Genomic DNA, 21502 nt, shown 5'->3' with positions numbered 1-21502 from the left:
TGATATTTTCAAGTGACAATCTCCCGGAATACATGGCGATGTATCCCCAAGTATCATCGTTGCGCCTGTCCTGATATCGGGTTGTTTTCTGAGGGGGAAACAATTGAAACAATTTCTTTGGGCAGCTATCAGCAATCAGCCGTCAACCTTCAGTTTTAGACCGGACTGAATGATTCGTATGCTTCGCGAAAACCAAGGAAACGAATACACTTTTCCTGTATGCAGCCAGCGGCAGACAGTTTACGGCGCCGGATCCGGCGGATTCAAAGCGATGGTGGTTCAAGGCAGTCCTTCCTGTTAGTTTTCCCCCCGTTGACCATTATCAGATCTATCGCTGAACGATGCGAACAGGCGCAGGGAAGGCTAGTATCTGACGGGGGAGCACACATGATACCACACGGTCACTCATGGGTTGTCAATGAGATTTTGGCGGGTTTGGAAAATATATTTTTAGCTATCAGCTGTCAGCCTTTTTGGGGGGGGGAGTAAGTGCTATTTAGGGATAGGAGCCGTATCGGTGTATCATTTTTTTCAGGAGGTGCGACATGTACGGATATAAACGACAGGTCCATGGGACATTCGACGCGGTGGTGCAAAAGACCCGCGAGGAACTCAAAAAAGAAGGTTTCGGCATTATGACCGAGATAGACGTCAGGGAAACGCTCAAGAAGAAGCTCGACGTTGATTATGACAACTACGTTATCCTGGGCGCCTGCAACCCGCCGTTCGCTTACAAGGCGCTCCAGGCGGAGAAGGAGATCGGGCTGCTGCTGCCCTGCAACGTCATCGTTTACGAAGACGGCGGGCAGGTTTTTGTTTCAGCTATCCTGGCCACCGAGGCCATGAAGGCGGTGGACAACGAGAACCTTGGAGGCATCGCCGTGGTGGTGGAGGATAAACTGAAGAAGGTCGTCGACAGCATCTAACTCCGGGTGTGTCGTCCGTTGCTCATCGCTTGAGGCTTAATGTATAATTACGTTCGCTTTTGCGCGCCAGCGTAGCTCAGTTGGTAGAGCAGCGGTTTCGTAAACCGCAGGTCTGGGGTTCGAGCCCCCACGCTGGCTCCATCTGAAATCAAGCCGTTTCGGCAGCCGCCAATTGACCGTCCATCTCCTGCCGCCGGCAGGTTTCCAGGCGGCGGCACCTCTCCTGTTCGTCCTGGATATCAGGCCAGGCGGTCTTAAACGCCTGAAATACAGCAGGATCGAACTGTGAGCCGATGTTCTGTTCTATCAGCTTGAATGCTTCTTGCGGGGTGAAATCAGTCTTACGATATCCCCGTTTTGAGGTAACGGAATCGAAAACGTCGGCGACGGCCGCTATCCGGCCCGACAACGGTATCTCCTCTCCCTTCAGGCCGAACGGGTAGCCGGTGCCGTTCCATTTCTCGTGGTGGCTGATGGCGATGGCTGATCCCAGTCTCATGACCTCGGCGTCGGCGCCGTCCAAAATCCGGGCGCCGATGACGGTGTGCTGCTTCATGATCACCCATTCCTCGTCGTCGAGCTTGCCCGGTTTCAACAGGATGTTGTCCGGAATGCCGATCTTACCGATGTCATGCATCGTAGAAGCATACAGGATGGTTTCAACGTAGTCGTCCGGCAAACCCATCCTCTCAGCGATGTAAGCGGTATACCGGCTCATCCTTTGAATGTGAGTGCCGGTATCTTCATCCTTGAATTCGGCGGCGCGTGACAGCCGCATGATGGTGTCGATAGAAGCGGATTTAAGCTTGACGAGTGCCTGGGTGATCTCCCTGGTCCGTACGGCTATTTTCGATTCCAGGGTTTCCTTGGATTCACGGTTCTCCAGCACCAGGCGCCGTTTTTCCAATGCCCTCCCGGCGCAGAAGGTAACAATTCCCGGATTCAACGGACGGGTAAGATAATCATAAGCGCCCAGCCTGAGGCACTCGACCGGAACGGCGGCATCTCCGCCGCCGGTTACCATGATGACATCGGTATCAGAACTTTTAGCTTTGATCTCCTGAAGGACCTGAAGACCCAGCCCGTAAGGCAGGTTTATATCGAGCAGGACCAGAGCGATGTCCTGACGCTCGATGGCTTCCATAGCCGCCACACCGTCAACGGCCAACAGGCACCGGTGACCCTCCGCCGCCAGCCGGGAGAAGAGGAGGCTTTGCGCCTGCTCATCGAGACCGACCAGCAAAATGGTGTCCCGATGGATCATCGCGGCCATTTTTATTGGGTTAGGCAACAGCATCTATTCTCCCGCCTGGCCGTGACCAACTGCGCGCAAGTAAATTGCGCTATGCTCAAGATAGTAAGCATTGTTCGCGAGTTTAGCAATCACCCAAAAGTACCAGGCGGACTATTACAAAAGTACGCTAGGCGGCGATCACCGAATAGCCAATGAACAACGCATAAAGAACCAGAAAGACTATGCCGGTGGGACGCACAAGCAGGTGGTGCTTCGGCCCGGTAAACATGGCGGCAAAAAGCACCAGGGATGACAGCACGGCGACGAACAGGGCGGGATAATTATGGGCATCGAACGGAATAGGTTTGATAACCGCGCCAACGCCCAGGATGAAAAATACATTGACAATATTGGAACCGACGATGTTACCGACGGCGATATCGGCGTTCTTTTTAAACGCAGCGACCACAGAAGTGGCCAGTTCCGGCAGGGAAGTGCCAACAGCCACGATGGTCAAACCCACAAATGACTGATCCCAATTCAGATCCTGTGACAACCGGATTGCTCCGTCCACTATCCAGCGCCCGCCGAAAAACAACCCCAGCAGACCGAGGGTTATCAGGTTAATTATCTTCAACCATGAATACTGGACCGTTTGCGTTTCTACATCCTGTTCCGCCGCAACATCGGTGTAGAAACTCGAACGCTGCCGGCGCACCTGGGCGATGGTGTAGTACAGGAAGACCGTAAAAAACAGAAGTAGTATTATTCCATCGGACCGGGTGAGTATCGAAACGGCTTCGTTATCGAGAATAGAATCGGAGGCTATAACGCCCAGCGTCATCACGGCCAACAAACTTAACGGTATCTGCACCCAGATGACATCCCGTCTTACGACGATGGGAAAGATAAGGGATGCAACGCCCAGTACGAGTAAAATGTTGGCGATGTTACTGCCGATGATGTTGCCGATCACCAATTGGGACGCTTCGCTGGCGCTGGCGCTGGCGAACAGAGTTACCATCAACTCCGGCGCCGAAGTCCCCAAGGCGACCACGGTGAGGCCGATGATGAGACTCGAAATCTTCAGTCGCAACCCCATGGCGGAGCCGCCGTCCACGATGAAGTCGGCGCCTTTGACCAGGATCACGAAACCGATTACGAATAGGATGTATGTGATCATTATTTAAGACCGATATCGATCGATGGTATTTTTGAAAGCCTCCGGTTCCGGGAAGCATTAATACAAAGATTCTACCATATACCAAATTTCGCGTGGTTTTACGACAGATTCTGGCTTATCATGCTCTCACATAGGCATTGGATTGCTTCCCTAACCTTCGGAAAGGGCAGGCGGCGGAATCCCTTCGACAGGCTCACTTCGTGGTGACTCAGTGGAACCAGGACAGGCCTCACAATAACTGATTTTTAGTTTTGGCTTGTGATGACGGTTCATTTATCTTCTCTAAAATACCTATATCGTTGCACGGGATGGTACACTATAATTAAGAATGGAAAGGTGACAAAGGCCAGATAATGCCTCATCGTAAAAAATGACCGAAGATACCGGCTCGGGATTGGGAGCTTCAGCCGGTAGGCAGGCAGGAGGCGCTCAAAAGGTAATAAAATGGAAAACAATAACTGCGAACCGCGTAACCCAGAAAACCAGCCGCTTCAGGGGCCACCGCCTCGCAAACCCCCATCAATAGAACAACTCGAAACCGAACTTCAGACATATGAAGCCGAACTGGAGCTGCAGAACGAGACTTTGCGGGAGACCGAGTGCCGGCTAGAAGAATCCCACGCGCTATACCGCCAGTTATTCAACCTGGCACCGATAGCGTACTTTGTACTCGACTCCAACCATATCATCAAAGTCGTCAATAAGGCCGGTGCTGAACTCCTAAACGAATATCCGGCCAAACTCACCGGACTGCGTTTCACCCGCTTCGTCGCCCCGGAATCACAGGATATCTTCCATCGCCGCCTGATCGGTCTGCACCAAAGGTCGCTGAGGACATCGATCGATGTGGTATTGAAAAGCCAGGACGGTCCCCCCATCCACGCAGAAGTCATGGCCGCCCGCACCGGCTCCGAAGGAGAGAATTTCCTGCTGTCCGTTCGTGACATCACCGAACGCAGGCAATTTATAGCGGAATTACAGGAGCGGCAGGCGGAGATAAACCGCCTGATTGCGGCGACGATCAAGGATAAGATTCTGTTGGAAACGGTCACTGAAAGCATCGGCACCCATGTGGCCTACCTGGACCGTGATTTCAACTTCCAAATGGTCAACAACGCTTACGTCACCGGCAGCGGCCGCAGCCGCGAGGAACTCATCGGTAAAAATCACTTCGACCTGTTTCCAGACGAGGAGAATGAAGCCATCTTCCGGCGGGTCAGGGATAAAGGCATCGCCGAAAGTTATCACGACAAACCTTTCGAGTTTCCAGACCAGCCGGGACGCGGTATCACCTATTGGGACTGGTCTCTCACCCCGGTCAAGTCACCTTCCGGCGAAACCGAGGGAATGGTTTTTGCATTGGCCGAGACCACCCAGCGGGTCCGGGCTGCTAACATCTTAAAGCTGGCCGCCGAACAATTGGAAGAGACGGTCAGCGAACGCACCTCGGAACTCTATGACCTGAATCAGAACCTGGCCGGCGAGGTGGACCGCCGTACCCTGGCGGAAGCGGAGCTGAGGTCACTGTCGCGTCGCCTGGTGGAGGTCCAGGAGGAGGAACGCCGCCGGATTTCCAAGGAGCTTCATGACGAGGTAGGGCAGCATCTGACGGTGCTCAAGATGATACTGGACACGGGTCTTAAGCGCGAAGACGCCATGAGCAAGAATGCCATCAATTCAGCTATTGACCAGGTCAAGCAGGTCATCACCCAGGTGAGGAACCTGTCCATGGAACTGCACCCCTCGATGCTGAACGTCCTCGGACTGGAAACAGCGTTGAACGCCCTGTTCGAGCGACTAAAATCCACGACCGGCCTTACCGTCGAACTGCACAGCGACGTCGACGACAGCCGGCTCAATCCGGATACCAGGCTCTGCGCCTACCGGGTGGTCCAGGAGGCGCTGACCAACGTGCTGCGCTATGCCGGGGTCAAGGAGGCGCGGGTGACGATGGCGGACAAAGGCGACAGCTTCACTGTCACCATCAGCGACAAGGGTAAAGGTTTCGACTTGGCCGACCTGGGCGGCGGACGCAGCAGCGGCATCAGCGGCATGCGCGAGCGCGTCCTGACGCTGGGGGGCAGTTTTCAGTTGGAGACGGGACCCGGCTGCGGCACCAGGATAGAACTCGAACTGCCGTACGCCGGCGTTTAGGTGGAGCGGGGGCGGTACCCGGGGGGGGTTAGTCATGCGTCATGCTCTTGTGGCAGCACTGAGTTCATTTCGCCGTAGACTCACGATGACGGTTTGTGGGATTTTTATTTTTTGCCGGCATTCCGATACCTGGCGGCGTTCGTGTTTCTTTATAAGTCACGCTGAGCCGTGATAGAATGAGTATTCATAAGCTGGATATGGAGGACATGTGAGCATCTTCAAGGCGATCCTGGGCATATGCGACACCAAGCCCCTGGCGGAGACCGCCTGGGAGTCCCGGGACGGACAGGCTATCGTCGATCTGAAGGCAGCGACCATGCTGACGGCAAAGGGCGGCGCCGCTTATCTCAAGGGCAAAGGCCTGGAAAAGCCGGTGCTGGTGGTCCGCGGCCAGGACAACAAATTGTACGCCTACCAGGACCGCTGCACTCACGGCGGCCGCAAGATCGACCCCGTCGCCAACGAAGGGAAGCTCAAGTGCTGTAGCGTCAACCACAGCACCTTCAACTATGACGGCAAGCCGCTGTCCGGACCGGCTAAGCACGACATCAAGCGCTACGAGACGACGGAATCCTCCGGGCGCCTGGTAATAAAAATCACTTAGGATAAAAAGAATGGGTAACCGATTCAGCGACCAAATGGAAAAGATCATCCGGGGCGCCGGGCGGCCGATGGGCTTCGGGCAGAACGCCGCGGCGATCAAGCCGCGCCTGTTCATCATGGCCGAAGCGACGGTCATCGACGAAGGCGCCGGTCTCCCCGGCATCGACGCCGTACTCGTGCCCGGGCCCTGCAACTGTAAATCGGAGAAATCCGGCGTGCTGCGCGGCTGCGCCATCGGTGGTGAGACGGAGCACTCCGGCTGCGAGTTCGTGGTCGTCAGCCTGGACGGGGCGGTTGGCGCTGACCTCGGCGAGGACACGGCGCGACTCCTGCGCATCGAAGCCGGTCTGACCGACGCTCAATTACGGGCAATCGGCGGGCTGGAACCGGTGGCGGTCATCGCCGAAGCCGGATTGGGCGAGTCCCTGACCTTCCATGACTTACTGGTGGTACAGCGCCTGACCGATTTCTGCGGCAAACCGCTCATCCTGAGACTGCCGAAGCTCTATTCCAAGGTTGAGCTTCAGTCTCTCAGCGACCGCGGCATCACCGGGGTCATCGTCGATCCGGCGGTGGTGAATACCACAGCCCTGCGGGAGACGGTGGATTCACTGGAGGCCAAGAAACGCGGTAAGGATAAATCTTCAGCCATCCTCCACTGCCCCCCGGCCGCCACCCCGTCCGCGGAGGAGGAACCGGAGATCGAAACTGACGAGGACGAGTAGGCGATAGTCGGGGCAAACGAGGCCGTGTCTTCAAAAGATAGTATCAGCGAATTGAGGGCGACGGGGGACGAAATCCCTCTTAATCTCCCTTTACGAAAGGGAGAAACGCGAATCGGAGGTTGCCGTCGGGGCGACGGGGAGGGCACGGCACGCCGTGTCCCTACGCGGAGGTAGCGATGCCGACGCTGTATATTGTGGCCACGCCTATCGGCAACCTTGAGGACATCACCCTCCGCGCCATGCGGGTGCTCAAAGAGGTCAGTCTTATCGCCGCGGAGGACACCCGGCGTACTTTGAAGCTCCTCAACGCGCTTCAGATCAAGACGCCGCTGACCAGTTATTACGAGCATAATAAGCTGTCCAAGCTGGATTATATCCTTTCCAAGCTGGAAGATGGGGACGTTGCCCTGGTGTCGGACGCCGGCACGCCGGGCATCGCCGATCCGGGACAGGAACTCATCGCCGCGGCCATCGCCCGGGGGTTTCGCGTGGAGGCGACTCCCGGACCGTCCAGCGTTATCGCCGCCCTAGCAGTTTCCGGTTTGCCGACGGCGGAATTCCGCTTCCTGGCTTTCCTGCCGCGGCAGGCTTCGGAACGACGGGGAGTCCTGGAAAGGCTAGCAGCCGATAAAGCCACGCTGGTGTTTCTCGAAGCGCCGCATAGATTGAGAGTCATGCTGAAGGCGATGATCGAGACACTGGGCGACCGGCCGGTAGCGGTGTGCCGTGAACTGACCAAGCTGCATGAAGAAGTGTTCCGGGGCACGCTGAGCAAAGCATTGGAACACTTCGGGGAACCGAGAGGCGAGTTCGTCATCGTCGTCGAAGGAACCAGGGCGGTAGAAGCCGCGCCGGTGCTCGATGACAAGATCATCGGCCAACTATTGAAGCTGAAAAACGAGGGCGCCCCGGCTAAAGAAGCGACGGCGCGGCTGGCGGCAACAACGGGATTGTCACGGCGCGAACTCTATGGGGCTTGGCTTAAACTTAAGTAACCTTTATAATACGTAGATATTTCGGAGGCAACAAAATGCGACGCGGATGTATTTCCCTGGGTAATATGAAATGTGACGTTTGCGGGCGGGTCATCGGCTACCCGGAACGTTACCTCGTGGTGGACGAGAAAGACGGCGAGGAAGTGGTCAAAGGCGCTTCGGTGCGCTATTGCGTGGAGTGCGCCCTGGAAAAAGGCTACGCCCACTACCGCGAGGACAAAGGCGAACGGACGCTGACGTTCCTGCCCTGATCGCTACGCGAAATGACCAATAACCAAGAAACAAACACCAAACAAGTTCCAAAGTCCAATAACCAATTCCCAAACGTTTGGTCATTGAGATTTGGTAATGGTGTTTGTTTGGTTATTGTAACTTGTATCTTGGTTATTCAATAGATGACAGAACGCATCTTAATCGGCGTGGCCTGGCCTTACGCCAACAATCGCCTGCACCTGGGGCATGTCGCCGGGGCTTATCTGCCGCCGGATATTTTTGCCCGGTATCACCGCACCCGCGGCGATGAGGTGCTGATGGTTTCCGGTTCTGATCAGCACGGCACGCCGGTAACCATCCGGGCAGAGGCTGAGGGGAAAACCCCGGCGGAGGTGGCGGGCTATTTTCACGATAAGTTCGTCGAGAACTGGGCGGCGCTGGGCATCACCTTCGACCTTTACACCACCACCGGCACCCCCAACCATACGGCAGTGGTCCAGGATATCTTCCTCACCCTGCTGGAAAAGGGTTATCTCTACAAAGAAACTGTGTCGCAACCCTATTGCGCCAGTTGTAAACGCTTCCTGCCCGACCGCTACGTCGAGGGCGTCTGCCCGTCGTGTAAGACCCCCGGCGCCCGCGGCGACCAGTGCGACGCCTGCGGCAAGCCGATGAACCCGGCCGATCTGATCGGCGCCTGCTGCAAGCTCTGCGGCACCGCTCCGGAGTTCCGGGAAACGGAGCATTTCTTCCTGCGGTTGTCCGCCTTCGAGCAGCCCCTACTGGAGTGGGTTAAGGAGCAGCAGGATCACTGGCGGCTCAACGTGCAGCGCTTTACCCGGCGTTATTTGGAAGAAGGCCTGCATGACCGGGCTATCACCCGCGATATCACCTGGGGCATACCTGTGCCCTTGCCCGGTTATGACGATAAGCGCATTTATGTCTGGTTCGAGGCGGTCATCGGGTACCTTTCGGCCAGCAAGGAATGGGCGCAGCGGAGCGGTGATCCGGAGGCTTGGCGCCGGTTCTGGCAAGAAGACTGCAAGAGCTACTATTTCATCGGCAAGGACAATATTCCCTTCCACACCATCATCTGGCCGGCCATGCTCATGGGCTACGGCGGGCTGAACCTGCCTTACGACGTGCCCTCCAACGAGTTCCTGACCATAGAGGCGCAGAAGCTGTCCAAGAGCAGAAACATCGCCATCTGGCTGGACGACTTCCTGTCACGCTATCAGCCCGATGCCCTGCGCTACATGCTTTCAGCCAATATGCCGGACACCTCGGATACCGATTTTTCTTGGCGTGAGTTCGTGCGCCGCAATAACGACGAACTGGTGGCCACCTATGGCAACCTGGTCAACCGGGTGCTGTCCATGCTGCAAAAGCATTTCGAGGGACGAGTGCCGGAACACGGCGGCCTCGACGAGCGCAGCCTGGAAATCATCGGCAAGACCGGAGCGACGCTCCAAACGATGGATGAACTACTTTACGGCTGCAAGTTCAAAGAAGCCATCAAGACCGCCATGGCGCTGGCCGCCGAGGCTAACCGTTACCTGGACGAGAAGTCCCCTTGGAAATCGGTCAAGACGGATAAGCCGGCCGCCGCCGATGCGCTGTATACCGCCCTCACCGTCATCTCCGGCCTGCGTACCGCCTTCTACCCCTTCCTGCCCTTCAGCTCGGAGAAGCTGCACGGATTCCTGGGTTACGACAGCACCATTCAAGCCGACGGCTGGAAGCTGCGGCGCCCTGTGCCCGGCTCGGCATTGAACCCGCCGGAAGCGCTGTTCATCAAGCTGGATGAGACGGTGGTCGAGGAAGAAACGGCCCGTCTGGGACTAATGTAGCAATCCACAGGAAACAAGGTACAATAACCATTCATGGTGAGCCCTCTTCATGGTGAACCAAACAAAAATCAATATTCAAATTCCAACCATCAAGTTTGTTCGTGGTTTGAATATTGGAAATTGGATATTGCATGGAATTTGTTTCTTGGTTGTTGGTTATTTCATGGTGATTAGGAATTGACCTTGAGACTAAAAGATCTGTATGCCCCGGTGGTCGGAGACCTTGGCGCCGTCGAGGCGAACTTCAATGCGCTATTCAACCAGTGGCGTGAGGAGTTCCCCGAACTCCACGACATGCTGCGCCATATCCTGGCGGGTGGCAAGATATTGCGCCCGGCACTGACCTTCATGGCTGGACGCTGTATCGACGGAAACACCCACCGTATCCTGAATATGGCCACAGCCAATGAACTGCTGCACATTTCAACGCTCGTCCACGACGACGCTATCGACCGCGCCGACACCCGCCGCGGCAGGCTGACCGTCAACAAGCTCTGGGGTACCGAGAAAGCGATCCTGCTGGGCGATTTTCTCTTTGCCCGCGCCGGTGAATTCGCCGCCGCCACCGACAATCTGCGGGTGGTAAAACTGTTCTCACACACACTCCAGGTGATTGCAGTGGGCGAACTGCGGCAGGCCCGCGATGTTTTCAGCCCGGAACAGAGCCTGGAAGGCTATTATCAGCGCATCGCCGGCAAGACGGCGGAACTTCTCAAGATGTCCACCGAGTCCGGGGCGGTGCTGGCGGGGGGTACCGAGACCCAGATCCAGGCGCTGACGGATTTCGGCTACAATCTCGGCCTGGCCTTCCAGATCGTCGATGATATCCTGGATTTCATAGGCACCGAGGCGGAACTGGGCAAACCGGTAGGCTCCGACCTGCGCCAGGGCACGGTGACCCTCCCCGCCCTTCTCCTGATGGAACGTTACCCGGATTCTAACCCGGTCAAGGATTTCCTGGAAGGCAAAAACCGCGAAGCTGACTTCACCCGCGCCATTGACATGATCCGCCACAGCGACCTTATCGACGAAAGTTACCGCCGCGCCGTGATCTATTCCGACAGGGCAATCGAAGCGCTGGACACCCTGCCGCTGAGTGACTGCCGTGAGGCACTGAAGGAACTTACCGCTTACCTGATCCGGCGGCGGGTGTAGGGCTGGGGACGAAATCCCTCTTAATCTCCCTTTGCGAAAGGGAGAGACGTGAATCAGTGGTGAACCCAACGAATAATAATAATAAGAAAAGGCGCTGATGCTTATATCAGCGCCTTTCTGTTTGTACCTGGTTCTTATCAGGTCGCCGGGGCTACGTGCGGGGCGGCCGGACCGGCTCCAGCCGGTTTGTCGGCAGCCTTGGTGGCGGTCTTGGCTTTAGCTTTGGCTTCTGTTTTAACAGCGGCCACAGGGGTGTTTTCAACTTCGGCCGTCTCAGCCTTGGGTGTGGGGGGCGGCACCGGTTCGGTGAAGAGCCTCTCCAGCGTCTCGCCCTCGAGGGTTTCAGCGGCCATCAACTGTTCGGCGATGTAGCGCAACCGGTCCTTGTTCTCGATCAGAATGGTCTTGGCCGTCTGATAGGCGGACTGGATGATGGCCTCTACTTCCTGGTCGATCAGGTCGGCGGTCTTTTCGCCGTAGTCGCGCTGCTCGTGGATCTCTTTGCCCAGGAAGACCATCTCTTCCTTGCTGCCGAAGGTGCGCGGCCCGAGCTTTTCGCTCATACCGTAGGAAGTGACCATCTTCTTGGCGATGTTGGTGGCATCCTTGAAGTCCTGGGAGGCGCCGGTGGACATCTCATCGAACATGATTTCCTCGGCCAGACGGCCGCCCATGGAGATGGCGATCTTGGTCTTGAACTGCGAGTTGGTGGCGATATAGCGGTCTTCCGCCGGTAACTGCTTGGTATAACCGCCAGCCATGCCCCGGGCTACGATGGTGATCTTGTGCACCGGATCGGCGTGGGGCAGGAGCCGCGCCACCAGGGCGTGTCCGGCTTCGTGATAGGCGGTGATCTCTTTCTCGTGCGGGCTGACCTTGCGGCTCTTGCGCTCCGGCCCGGCGATCACGCGGTCGATCGACTCTTCCAGGTCGATCATCTCAACGACCTTCTTGCCGCCACGAGCCGCCAGGATGGCGCCCTCGTTCATCAGATTGGACAGGTCGGCGCCGGAGAAACCGATGGTTTGCTTGGCCAGGGATTCCAGGTTGACGTCTTCGGCCAGAGGCTTGCCCTTGGCGTGGATCTTCAATATCTGGTGGCGGCCGTTGAGGTCCGGCATATCCAAGACCACGCGGCGGTCGAAACGGCCGGGGCGCAGCAGCGCCGGGTCGAGGACATCCGGGCGGTTGGTGGCGGCGATAACGATGATGGTAGTGGTGGCTTCAAAGCCGTCCATCTCCACCAGTATCTGATTCAAAGTCTGCTCCCGCTCGTCATGGCCGCCGCCGAGACCGGCGCCGCGCTGTCGGCCGACAGCATCGATCTCGTCGATAAAGATGATGCACGGGGCATTGCGCTTGGCCTGCTCGAATAGGTCGCGGACGCGGGAGGCGCCGACGCCGACGAACATCTCCACGAACTCGGACCCGGAAATTGAGAAGAATGGCACGCCGGCCTCACCGGCGATGGCGCGGGCCAGCAGCGTTTTACCGGTGCCGGGGTAGCCGATGAGCAACACGCCCTTGGGGATGCGGGCGCCCAGCGCCTGGAATTTCTCGCGAGACTTCAGGAACTCCACGATCTCCTGGACTTCACCTTTGGCCTCATCCACACCGGCGACGTTATCGAAGGTGGTGGTAGGCTTGTCCACGTTGAACATCTTGGCCTTGGAGCGGCCGAACTGCATGGCCTGGGAATTGGCGCCGCGCGCCTGGCTGAACAGGAAGAGGATAATGCCGCCTATGAACAGGATGGGGATGATATTGATGAGCACGGCGCCCCAGTCAAAACCGGTGTTGCCAACTATCTCAACATCGACCCCTGTAAGATCCAATCCGGGTATGTCATAGATGGAGGTCAGGTATTCCTTAAAGGTAAAGATGTCCCTGGGGGGGTCACCTGCCACTGGATATCCGCCGGTGGTGGTTGCGGTGATCTTGTCCTCTTCAACCACGATCTTCTCGATCTGGTTGTTCTGCGACAGGGTGATTAGATCATTCTGGGTCACCTCCAGAGGTTGATCCTGGGTATTAGGCAGCAATAGTGCGAAAATGGCGATGCTGACCAGCAGCATTATGACATAGGCGATGGTAGTGCGTTTCCAGTTAAATTTCATATCAGCCTCAAAAATAGTCCGGTGGCAAAAATAGTTGATAGAATATTATGTATATTATACCAGAGACCGCTATATCTCGAAAGAATCGTTGTCATTACCGGCCAGGCGACTGCTTCCCTCCCGCCAATTCCCAACGGGTACGCTGCAACAATAACGCGTCCTCCTCTATATTGGGGCTTTCACAGATGAGTAATCCGCCGGCATCGACATCAATCAAAGCTTGCAACAACTCCTCATAGCGGTAATCCGTCTCAGCCAGGTTGAGATGCCGCCGCTCACCGCTCTTACCGTATTCGATGCCGGACACATGCAAATGGAGATCCGACAGCGCCTCAGCGCCCAGTGAGTCGCCGATCCGGTTCAACACCTCGGCGAATTCAGCGTAACTGTTGTAGCGGCCGGTGACGGCACGCAGATGAGCGAAGTCGATGGCCGGAACCACACCCAGCAGTTCCTTCGACAAGCGCAGAAGTTCGGTCAGGTTGCCGAACTGGCTGACCTTACCAGCCAATTCCGGCCGCAGAGTAATCCGGATGTTTTCATCACGGAGTTTCTCCAGCACCACTTCGATTTGCTCTCTGATCCGGCCATAAGCCGTTTCCGGCGTGTCTTTCAAATAGTAACCGGCGTGAAATACGATGCTTCCGGCGCCGGCAAGAGCGGCAATGCGCGCCGCGTGATGCAGCACGCCTCCCGACTGCCGTTGCTTGATCTCATCGGATGCGTTGAGATTGAGATAATACGGCGCGTGACAGGAGAGCTTGAGTCCGAGCTTCTTAGCAACATAAGCGACCGGCGGCGCGGTGTTCTCCTTGAGATATATACCGCGGACAAACTCTATCTCCATGCCGCCCAAACCAAGATCAGCGACCTGCCTGAGACCGGCGACGGTATCGCCTTTGCCCTTGGTGCCGGCGGGTATGCCGGCGGTGCCGAAATTAAGCATAATCCGTTAAGTATAGGCGACCGGCATCAGCCGGGCAAACATATCCATACTACCCGCCCCTCCCCAGGGCCGATCTGAGATTGGCCCCTACACGAGAACGAAGGGATCTGACGAAAACGCATCATCAGCGAACAATGAAATTGACCGCCCTCGGGCGTACCGTGATATCGACCGGCGTAGTGCCGATGATATCGCCGTCACCCTGCACAGCAAGCCCATGGGCGCTCCTGATCCGGATGTCGCTGCCTCCACCGATGAATTGAATGGCGCGTTTCTTCCTGCGCAACGTAATATCCAGCACGGTATCGGCGATTTTCTGAGGCGTCCAGCGGGTGATCCCCAGCACTTCGACACTGCCGTCATCGATGCAGGAAGATTCATGAATATGGTATTGCGGCACACCCAGAACGCCGGTATTGGTAACATGAATCTCCACGGCGTTCACGGCATAATCCCGGCCGTCGATGGTGATTTTATAATCGCAAGGCGCTATCCTCCAGGTGGCGCGGGCTGCGCCGATAACATAGGAGAACATGCCCGCCTGGGCTTTCTGCCTGGCGTCCAGGCCGTCGAGGGAAATTGAAGAAATGCCTGTAGAAACATTTTGCAGGCATAAGCGTCCCCGAACCTCCATGCCGTCGATCGACCGGGTCTTCTGGGAGGTCGCGGCCAGCTTAATCGCCCTGCCGATATTCATGGGGATTCCCAGGATGCGCGCCAGGGTATTGGCGGTTCCGGCGGGTATGATGCCGAGGCGATGCGGCTTGCCATGGAGATGGCCAGCCGCCAGGCTGACGGTACCGTCCCCGCCGACGGCCAGAAAGGTGTGACAGCCGGATTTCAACGCACGGTCGATCTCCTCCGCAACACCGGAGTTCTCATCGATATAGTGGAATTGCAGAGTCAATCCAACACCGGAAAACGCCGAGTCTAGACTCCGGCACACATCCGGGTGAAAGTGACTGGCTCTTTTAGAGACCAGGGCGAGGATAGTTCTCTCGTCCATTGTTAACACTTTACTACTATTTCACGGTTGAGTCATCTTGGCGGATCGGATACTGAATTAGGATGCGCCCAATAGACAAGAAGGGGGCTTGCGCCCCCTCCCGAATGCTCAAGCGATTCCAATCTAATAAGAGAAGATGTCTTCCGGTTTGAAATACAGCCCGATCTCAAACTGCGCGGTTTCCGGGGAATCCGATCCGTGAATGGCGTTGCGCTCGATGCTCTCGGCGAAATCCTTGCGGATGGTGCCTACTTCGGCTTTAGCCGGATCGGTGGCGCCCATGGCCTTGCGCACCTTGATCACCGCATCCTCACCCTGGAAGACCGCCGCCACCACCGGGCCGGAGGTGATGTAACTGACCACGCTGGCGAAGAACGGCCTCTCTTTGTGGACGGCGTAATGAGCTTCCGCGGTTTCCCGGGAGATCTTCAGCATCCGCGTCGCCGCCAGTTTAACGCCGGTGGCTTCCAGCCGGGCCAGGATGGCGCAGGCATGACCGTTTTCTACACCGTCGGGTTTGATGAGTACCAGTGTCTTTTCCATTTATACTCCTTTTTGTAATTTACGATTTATCAGTTCCAGTATTTGAGACGCGTCCACCTCTTCCAAAGAGGCGACGACCAGATCCGCCGCAGCCAGTTTATCCTTCGGGTGAGTATTGGAGACGGCGATGACCGCCATGCCGGCACGAACCGCCGCTTCAACTCCCGCCACGGCGTCCTCGATGACCAGACAAGATTCCGGCTCAAGCCCGAGCCCGGCCGCCGCCTTTAGAAAAACTTCCGGATCGGGTTTCCCCTTAGACACCTGGGATGCATCGACGGTGGCATCGATCAACCCTTCAAGAGCCATCTCCCTGACAATGAGAGCTACATTCTCCGGCGGCGCCGATGAGGCCACCGCCTGTTTGAAATCGCTCTCCTTCAGGGTGCGCATCAGTTCCATGACGCCGGGGAAAGCGCGTGCCTGCCCCACAACCATCCGCCGGTACGCAGTCTCTTTCTCATTGCCGATTGTCGCGACTTCTTCCGGTATTGCCGGCCGGCCGGTGACGTAGGCGATGATATCGTCATTGCGGCGGCCGAAGGTGGCGTCGAATTGCTCCCGGCTCATCTCGATGCCGCGTTTGCCCAGTGCGTCCCGCCATGACCGGAAATGTAATTCAGCGGAGTCAATTATAACACCATCCATATCCCAGATAACACCGCGCCCGGGCAGCCCGGAGGTATCCCGCGGCGTTTTGGGAGGAGTGACCTGCGGCCGCCGTAGGTACAAAGCCTGGAGGGACGCGGCAGTATCCGTTTCACCCCGTTGCAGGCGTTCGAATCCGATCTGCCCAAGCGCCGCCGCCCGGTTCAAGGGGCTCTCGACGGCGATTTCGATATCGCTACGAGAAGAACGCAACAGTTCAAGAATCCTCTCCGGCAGTTCGCCAGCCACCAGCGTCCCCGGCGGCAACGCCGCAATCAGTTGATCGGGCGTCATCGCCTGCTCCGGTAGACTCTTAGTCCACTCCCCGTCAACGGGTTCAAACATAACGACGGCATAATCATGTCCCAATGGCAGGATAGCCCATACCGGGCGGCTGGCAGCACGGAAACGCCACGCCTCAGCCTCAAGGGTACCGACGCCGATAAGTGGTTTGGCTAAAGCGAAAGCCAGGCCTTTGGCGTTGGCGATGCCCACCCGTACTCCGTTGTAGCTTCCCGGTCCGCGGCTCACGGCGATGGCATCGACATTCTGAATCGTCAAGTTCGATTTAAGCAGCAGGGATTCCAAACGAGGCAGCAGTTCCACCGTCTGATTATGGTGAGTCAGCCAGGCGTCTTCGGCGACCATTTCACCGTCCCGAAGCAATGCCAGCCCGGCGTGCGCCGTGGCGGCGTCGATAGCCAGTATCAGTGTCATGATTTTGCCTCGAACCGGGCAGCCAAGCCGGTCAGCAATTGCTCGTAACGCTCGCCGCGAGCGGTGAAACACAAGCTCCGGGACCGGTTGCCGGCATACTCCAAGTCAACGCGCAGGTGTTCTTCCGGCAGCAGCACCCCGGCGCGGTCGGCCCACTCCACCACCGTGACCCCGTCACCGTAAAAATAATCATCCAGGCCCAGGTCCGAGATCTCCGGCAGATTTTCCAAGCGGTATAAGTCCAGGTGATACAACGGCAGCCTGCCCTTGAGTTCACGCATAAGGACGAACGTGGGGCTCATCACGCTTTCAGTGATGCCCAATCCAAGGGCGAGACCCTGGGTCAATGTCGTTTTACCCGCTCCCAGTGGTCCGGCGAGCAGCACAACGTCGCCGGAGCCTAAGGCTTTGCCCACGGCTTCTCCGATACGACGGGTGGATACGGGGGAATTCGCGTTAATTGTGAGTGAGTTCATATTTTGGAGCGATTTTCTAATTCGGGCAGCCGACGATCGGGTTATTATACCTAAAAGTGCCGCCATCCCGCGGGGTCAACCGACAGCGGACAACCCAGGGTATCGAGCAATTCAATCTTGCCCGTGCCACGGACGATCTCGCCGATGACCGTTACCGGACAGCAGGCATCGGCAGCCACTTTTTCGATAATTTCACGTTTTCCGGTGAATAAAAGTTCGTAATCTTCTCCGCCGTTAAGAGCCGCTTCCAACGCGTCGACTTCGCTCGACGATGCCGCCGATGGGTGAACCGGGATACGGGCGACCTCGACCTTAGCTCCGACCTTGCTGGCCTTGAGGATATGCCCCAGGTCGGCAAGCAACCCGTCGCTGATATCTATGGCGCATTTAACGCCGTGTTTAACCAGCAGTTGCCCGACATCGAGCCTCGGTTGCGGCCGCCAAAAAGCTCGCGTCAGTTCATCGGTGTCGAACTTCCCCGGCCGGAAGGCACCTTGGAGCGCTTGCAGTCCCGCTGCCGCTCCACCCAGCCGCCCCGTCACGGCGATAAGGTCGCCCTTTTTGGCCTTCGAGCGCAGCAACGTTTTCGATTTCGACTCCGCTTCGCCGATAACCGTCACATGGACGCCCAACTGCGCGGCGCGGCTGATATTGCCCCCGGCGATAACGGTGCCGGACTCCCTGGCTAGTTCCAGCATGCCGCGGTAAAGTTTGACCACGTTATCGGTATCGACATCAGAAGGTAGAGCAAGCGATACCAAAGCGTACTTCGGCTTACCACCCATGGCGGCGATATCGGACAGGTTCACCGCCAGCGCCTTCCATCCCAGAGACGTCCAATCAAGGAATTCCTTTTTGAAATGAACGTCCTCGACAAGACAGTCGACAGTAGCCAATTGGTACTTGCCCTTGAACTTGATAAGCGCCGTATCGTCGCCGATACCGGAAAGAAGCGACGGCCAATCGCCCGGTTTCACCCGGTTTACCTCGGAAATGATCCGGTCGATAAGTTCGAATTCGCTCAATTTAGCTCTTTTCACAACCCGGATTATATCATATCCCCAGAGCCTCCCGAATATTTTCCTGTTGCCCGGTGCCCTGATTTAAGGTAGTCTATCTTTATAACATTGTCAGGAGTTTCGCATTATGATTGAAGGCATCTTCGGGTTTTTCTTCGCCAGCATCTTTGGGATCATCTCATTCATCATCAGCCTGGTGATCTATTTCCTGCCCACAACTATCGCCATCGCTCGTAAACGCCGTAATACTGGCGCCATTTTCCTGCTGAATCTGCTCCTGGGCTGGACTTTCATCGGCTGGGTGGTTGCCCTGGTTTGGGCGGTCAAGAAGTAACCAGAGTTTTATATCGCCGGGCAGATCGTAAACGATATGAAAAAGTTGAGACAGTCCATCAACGCGTGGGTCAACCGTATCAAGGGCGCCCTGGAAAAGAGCATCGCCTTCCGCTTCCTTCGGCGCATAGCCGAGGAGTGGAGCCGCGATGACGCTTCCGACCGCGCCGGCGCTGTCGCCTTCTATGCCTTCCTGTCGATCTTCCCGCTCCTGCTAGGCGTGGTCTCCCTGATGGGCTTTTTTCTGCCAAATGAAGATATCCGCCGGGCAGTTTCGGACGCACTGATCCATGTTCTTCCCGGCTCTGCCGATTTCGTTGAAACCACACTGGATGCCGTCATCGAACTCAGGGGTGTTGGCGGTATCGCCGGTGTGGTTGGTCTTCTATGGAGCGGCAGCAATTTGTTCGCCGCCATCCGCCGGGCGGTCAACCGCGCCTGGGGCATCAAATCGGAGCGCCATTTCGTCATCGGCAAGGCGCGGGATCTGGCTATGGTGGTGGGCACCGGCGCCCTCTTCCTACTGTCGCTGACGGCGATCAACCTGGTGAATTTCGTCGATGAGTCACCCAATCCACTGCTAAATTTCCTGGTGCCGTTCGGTGGCCGCCTCATCGGCTTCCTGTTGGCGCTGCTGGTTTTTCTCATCATCTATAAATATGTGCCCAACACCCGCACCATCTGGAAATGGACCTGGCCTGGCACCATCCTGGCCGCAGTACTTTTTCAGGCGGGTACATATCTCTTTATCTTTTTCCTGACCAATTTCGCCAACTACGAGTCGGTATATGGCCCGCTGGGCTCAGTCATCGTGCTGCTGATGTGGATCTATATCTCCGCCATCATCCTCATCCTGGGGGTGGAGGTTAACTCAGTGCTGCACCAGGAGATCGAGGGCACAGGTAAATTCGAGCTCTTGACCAAAGGTGAATAACCTGTTTTACCCCGCCTTACATGCCTCCCCAAAGCCGAAATTCGAATACCAAGCACGAAACAAATTTCAAATTACCAAAACACCAATGACCAAACTCTGATATTTCGTGTTTGGAGCTATTCCGGGTTTGTAACTTGGAATTTATTTGTGACTCCATCTATAATGTGCCCCAATGGAAACCGCCTACGCAATCATCTTCTTCATGTTCGGCGCTGTCATCGGCAGCTTCTTGAACGTACTGGCTGACCGCTTACCTCATGATAAATCCGTCGTCATGCCCCCGTCCAAATGTCCGGGCTGCAGCCGCCGCCTAACCCCCGCCGACATGATCCCGGTGCTTTCCTGGCTTGTGCTCCGGGGCCGTTGTCGCACCTGCGGCGAGAAGATTCCGGCGCGGGTATTCTGGGTGGAGGCAATAACCGGCCTCACTTTCGCCTTCCTTTACCTCTATTTCGGCCTGACACCAGTGCTGTGGGCAGCTCTCTTCTACGCCGCGGTGACCGTTGTCATCTTCGTCATCGACATGGAGCACCAGCTTATCCTCAACAATATTCTGCTGCCAGCCATGGCGGTGGCCCTGAGCATCAGCCTGTTTTCCGGTCAGATCGACCTGGCGCCCACACCCCTCAACGCCGGCATCGGAGCCGCCGCCGGGTTCGGCATCTTCCTGCTGGTCTACATCGTTTCACGGGGGGGGATGGGAGAGGGAGACGTCAAACTGGGCGCCCTGGCCGGATTGATGACCGGCTGGCCTAATATCATCGTGGCCGTGATCATGTCCTGGATAGCCTCCGGGCTGGTGGCTATCGCCTTCCTGACCTTGCGCCGCAAAGGCCGCCGGGAAGCCATCGCGTTCGGCCCATTCCTGGCCCTGGCAATGTTCATCACCTTCCTCTGGGGCGACCAGATCATCGACTGGTACCTGGGCTTTTTCCTGAAATAGTTACTCGCCTTATCAACACAAACGCTTTAGCTACCAATGGCTTTTCCCGGTAGAAACCCTTGTTATTTGCTAATATCAATAACCCATTGTATACTTTTATGTAAATAATATTGCGGATTTTGCTATGTACACAATGAATAATCCATCGCGTATTTCCGGTCCGGAAGATGTAAACCGGTTGAAAGCGGAAAGCGTGGCACAATTTGCGGAAGAGCAAAAAAAGCACAATATGGCGAAAAACAGCGGAAGCACGTCGTGCCAGCAGTGCGGCTATTGCTGTTTGCAGCAGCCGTGCGTACCGGAACCAGGGGAGTTCGAGGCAATAGCGCGGTTTTTAGGTATGGAACCGGCGGAACTCGCGCAAAAATATACGGTCGTCAACGAAGATAAAAAAGGCTATTTTCTACTATGGATCAGGGAAACACAAGGTGACATCGCCGGGAAATACATACCTTACTACCGCACTTACGACCGGGGATACTGCGTGTTTTTCGACAAAGAAAACCACGAGTGCAAGATACATTCCGTCCGACCCAAGTCAGCAAAGAGTTCCGTCTGCTGGGAGAATCCGACAATAACGTATAACGGTATATGGCCGGTACATGAAATCCAGAAGCTGCTTCCGGATTTCGACCCGAATGGTGGAAAATACGTATATAAAACCAACGAAATAGGACTACCCTGTAAGGTCAGAGTAGCGTGACCAGTACGATTAGCAACTAAAGGACGTTAACTGCGGATGCTTCCGTCGCGGCACATTGGAAATCCAATTAAGTCCCATT

General features: G+C 56.4%; 21 protein-coding genes and 1 tRNA gene. 13 read left to right on the top strand and 9 right to left on the bottom strand.

What is annotated here, in order from left to right:
* Positions 1 to 545 precede the first annotated feature (545 nt).
* Entirely contained in the window at positions 546 to 926 is a 381-nt protein-coding gene (locus ABFB09_RS00280; protein WP_346999032.1) for a DUF302 domain-containing protein, read from the top strand.
* A gap of 65 nt (positions 927 to 991) precedes the next feature.
* Positions 992 to 1067, top strand: a tRNA-Thr gene (locus tag ABFB09_RS00275).
* 7 nt (positions 1068 to 1074) lie between these two features.
* Here the strand turns inward: ABFB09_RS00275 and ABFB09_RS00270 are convergent.
* Positions 1075 to 2223, bottom strand: coding sequence for an HD domain-containing phosphohydrolase (locus ABFB09_RS00270; protein WP_346999031.1), 1149 nt, complete (start codon positions 2221 to 2223; stop codon positions 1075 to 1077).
* A 124-nt stretch (positions 2224 to 2347) separates the two neighbouring features.
* A complete protein-coding gene (locus ABFB09_RS00265) occupies positions 2348 to 3343 on the bottom strand; it encodes a calcium/sodium antiporter (protein WP_346999029.1) in 996 nt (331 codons plus the stop codon).
* A 444-nt stretch (positions 3344 to 3787) separates the two neighbouring features.
* Here ABFB09_RS00265 and ABFB09_RS00260 point away from each other — a divergent pair, with 444 nt between their 5' ends.
* From ABFB09_RS00260 to ABFB09_RS00230, 7 genes are all read left to right on the top strand, one after another.
* Positions 3788 to 5497 (top strand): PAS domain S-box protein, encoded by a 1710-nt coding sequence (locus ABFB09_RS00260; RefSeq protein WP_346999028.1) that lies wholly within the window; start codon positions 3788 to 3790, stop codon positions 5495 to 5497.
* Between the two features lie 208 nt (positions 5498 to 5705).
* Positions 5706 to 6101, top strand: a complete 396-nt coding sequence (locus ABFB09_RS00255; RefSeq protein WP_346999027.1) for a Rieske (2Fe-2S) protein — start codon at positions 5706 to 5708, stop codon at positions 6099 to 6101.
* A gap of 10 nt (positions 6102 to 6111) precedes the next feature.
* On the top strand, positions 6112 to 6825 hold the full coding sequence (locus ABFB09_RS00250) for a hypothetical protein (RefSeq protein ID WP_346999026.1): 714 nt from the start codon (positions 6112 to 6114) through the stop codon (positions 6823 to 6825).
* Between the two features lie 176 nt (positions 6826 to 7001).
* The gene (rsmI, locus tag ABFB09_RS00245; protein ID WP_346999025.1) at positions 7002 to 7820 is read left to right on the top strand and encodes a 16S rRNA (cytidine(1402)-2'-O)-methyltransferase; all 819 of its coding nucleotides are present in this window, start codon (positions 7002 to 7004) and stop codon (positions 7818 to 7820) included.
* A gap of 35 nt (positions 7821 to 7855) precedes the next feature.
* A complete protein-coding gene (locus ABFB09_RS00240; RefSeq protein WP_346999024.1) occupies positions 7856 to 8071 on the top strand; it encodes a hypothetical protein in 216 nt (71 codons plus the stop codon).
* Positions 8072 to 8215: 144 nt separating this feature from the next.
* Positions 8216 to 9883 (top strand): methionine--tRNA ligase, encoded by a 1668-nt coding sequence (metG, locus tag ABFB09_RS00235; RefSeq protein ID WP_346999023.1) that lies wholly within the window; start codon positions 8216 to 8218, stop codon positions 9881 to 9883.
* A 183-nt stretch (positions 9884 to 10066) separates the two neighbouring features.
* On the top strand, positions 10067 to 11038 hold the full coding sequence (locus tag ABFB09_RS00230) for a polyprenyl synthetase family protein (protein WP_346999021.1): 972 nt from the start codon (positions 10067 to 10069) through the stop codon (positions 11036 to 11038).
* 137 nt (positions 11039 to 11175) lie between these two features.
* Here ABFB09_RS00230 and ftsH read toward each other — a convergent pair whose 3' ends face one another.
* From ftsH to thiL, 7 genes are all read right to left on the bottom strand, one after another.
* Positions 11176 to 13155: an ATP-dependent zinc metalloprotease FtsH gene (gene ftsH, locus ABFB09_RS00225; protein ID WP_346999020.1), complete on the bottom strand. Its 1980-nt coding sequence runs from the start codon at positions 13153 to 13155 to the stop codon at positions 11176 to 11178.
* A gap of 94 nt (positions 13156 to 13249) precedes the next feature.
* On the bottom strand, positions 13250 to 14101 hold the full coding sequence (locus ABFB09_RS00220; protein WP_346999019.1) for a TIM barrel protein: 852 nt from the start codon (positions 14099 to 14101) through the stop codon (positions 13250 to 13252).
* A 124-nt stretch (positions 14102 to 14225) separates the two neighbouring features.
* Positions 14226 to 15107, bottom strand: coding sequence for a diacylglycerol kinase family protein (locus tag ABFB09_RS00215; RefSeq protein ID WP_346999018.1), 882 nt, complete (start codon positions 15105 to 15107; stop codon positions 14226 to 14228).
* Between the two features lie 123 nt (positions 15108 to 15230).
* Entirely contained in the window at positions 15231 to 15650 is a 420-nt protein-coding gene (ndk, locus tag ABFB09_RS00210; RefSeq protein WP_346999016.1) for a nucleoside-diphosphate kinase, read from the bottom strand.
* The gene (gene tsaB / locus ABFB09_RS00205) at positions 15651 to 17015 is read right to left on the bottom strand and encodes a tRNA (adenosine(37)-N6)-threonylcarbamoyltransferase complex dimerization subunit type 1 TsaB (protein WP_346999014.1); all 1365 of its coding nucleotides are present in this window, start codon (positions 17013 to 17015) and stop codon (positions 15651 to 15653) included. It lies immediately after the preceding gene.
* Entirely contained in the window at positions 17012 to 17491 is a 480-nt protein-coding gene (gene tsaE, locus ABFB09_RS00200; protein ID WP_346999012.1) for a tRNA (adenosine(37)-N6)-threonylcarbamoyltransferase complex ATPase subunit type 1 TsaE, read from the bottom strand. Before tsaE ends, tsaB begins: the two co-directional genes overlap by 4 nt.
* Positions 17492 to 17541: 50 nt before the next feature.
* Positions 17542 to 18516, bottom strand: coding sequence for a thiamine-phosphate kinase (thiL, locus tag ABFB09_RS00195; protein ID WP_346999011.1), 975 nt, complete (start codon positions 18514 to 18516; stop codon positions 17542 to 17544).
* 133 nt (positions 18517 to 18649) lie between these two features.
* On the opposite strand from thiL, the gene ABFB09_RS00190 reads away from it, so the two are divergent.
* From ABFB09_RS00190 to ABFB09_RS00175, 4 genes are all read left to right on the top strand, one after another.
* A complete protein-coding gene (locus ABFB09_RS00190; RefSeq protein WP_346999236.1) occupies positions 18650 to 18844 on the top strand; it encodes a superinfection immunity protein in 195 nt (64 codons plus the stop codon).
* A gap of 36 nt (positions 18845 to 18880) precedes the next feature.
* Positions 18881 to 19777, top strand: a complete 897-nt coding sequence (locus ABFB09_RS00185) for a YihY/virulence factor BrkB family protein (RefSeq protein ID WP_346999009.1) — start codon at positions 18881 to 18883, stop codon at positions 19775 to 19777.
* A gap of 172 nt (positions 19778 to 19949) precedes the next feature.
* A complete protein-coding gene (locus ABFB09_RS00180; protein WP_346999007.1) occupies positions 19950 to 20720 on the top strand; it encodes a prepilin peptidase in 771 nt (256 codons plus the stop codon).
* 178 nt (positions 20721 to 20898) lie between these two features.
* Positions 20899 to 21423: a YkgJ family cysteine cluster protein gene (locus ABFB09_RS00175; protein ID WP_346999004.1), complete on the top strand. Its 525-nt coding sequence runs from the start codon at positions 20899 to 20901 to the stop codon at positions 21421 to 21423.
* The last annotated feature ends 79 nt before the right edge of the window (positions 21424 to 21502 follow it).

The organism is Dehalogenimonas sp. THU2, assembly GCF_039749495.1.
GTDB lineage: Bacteria > Chloroflexota > Dehalococcoidia > Dehalococcoidales > Dehalococcoidaceae > Dehalogenimonas.
This window is presented reverse-complemented; position numbering and strand designations above follow the sequence as displayed.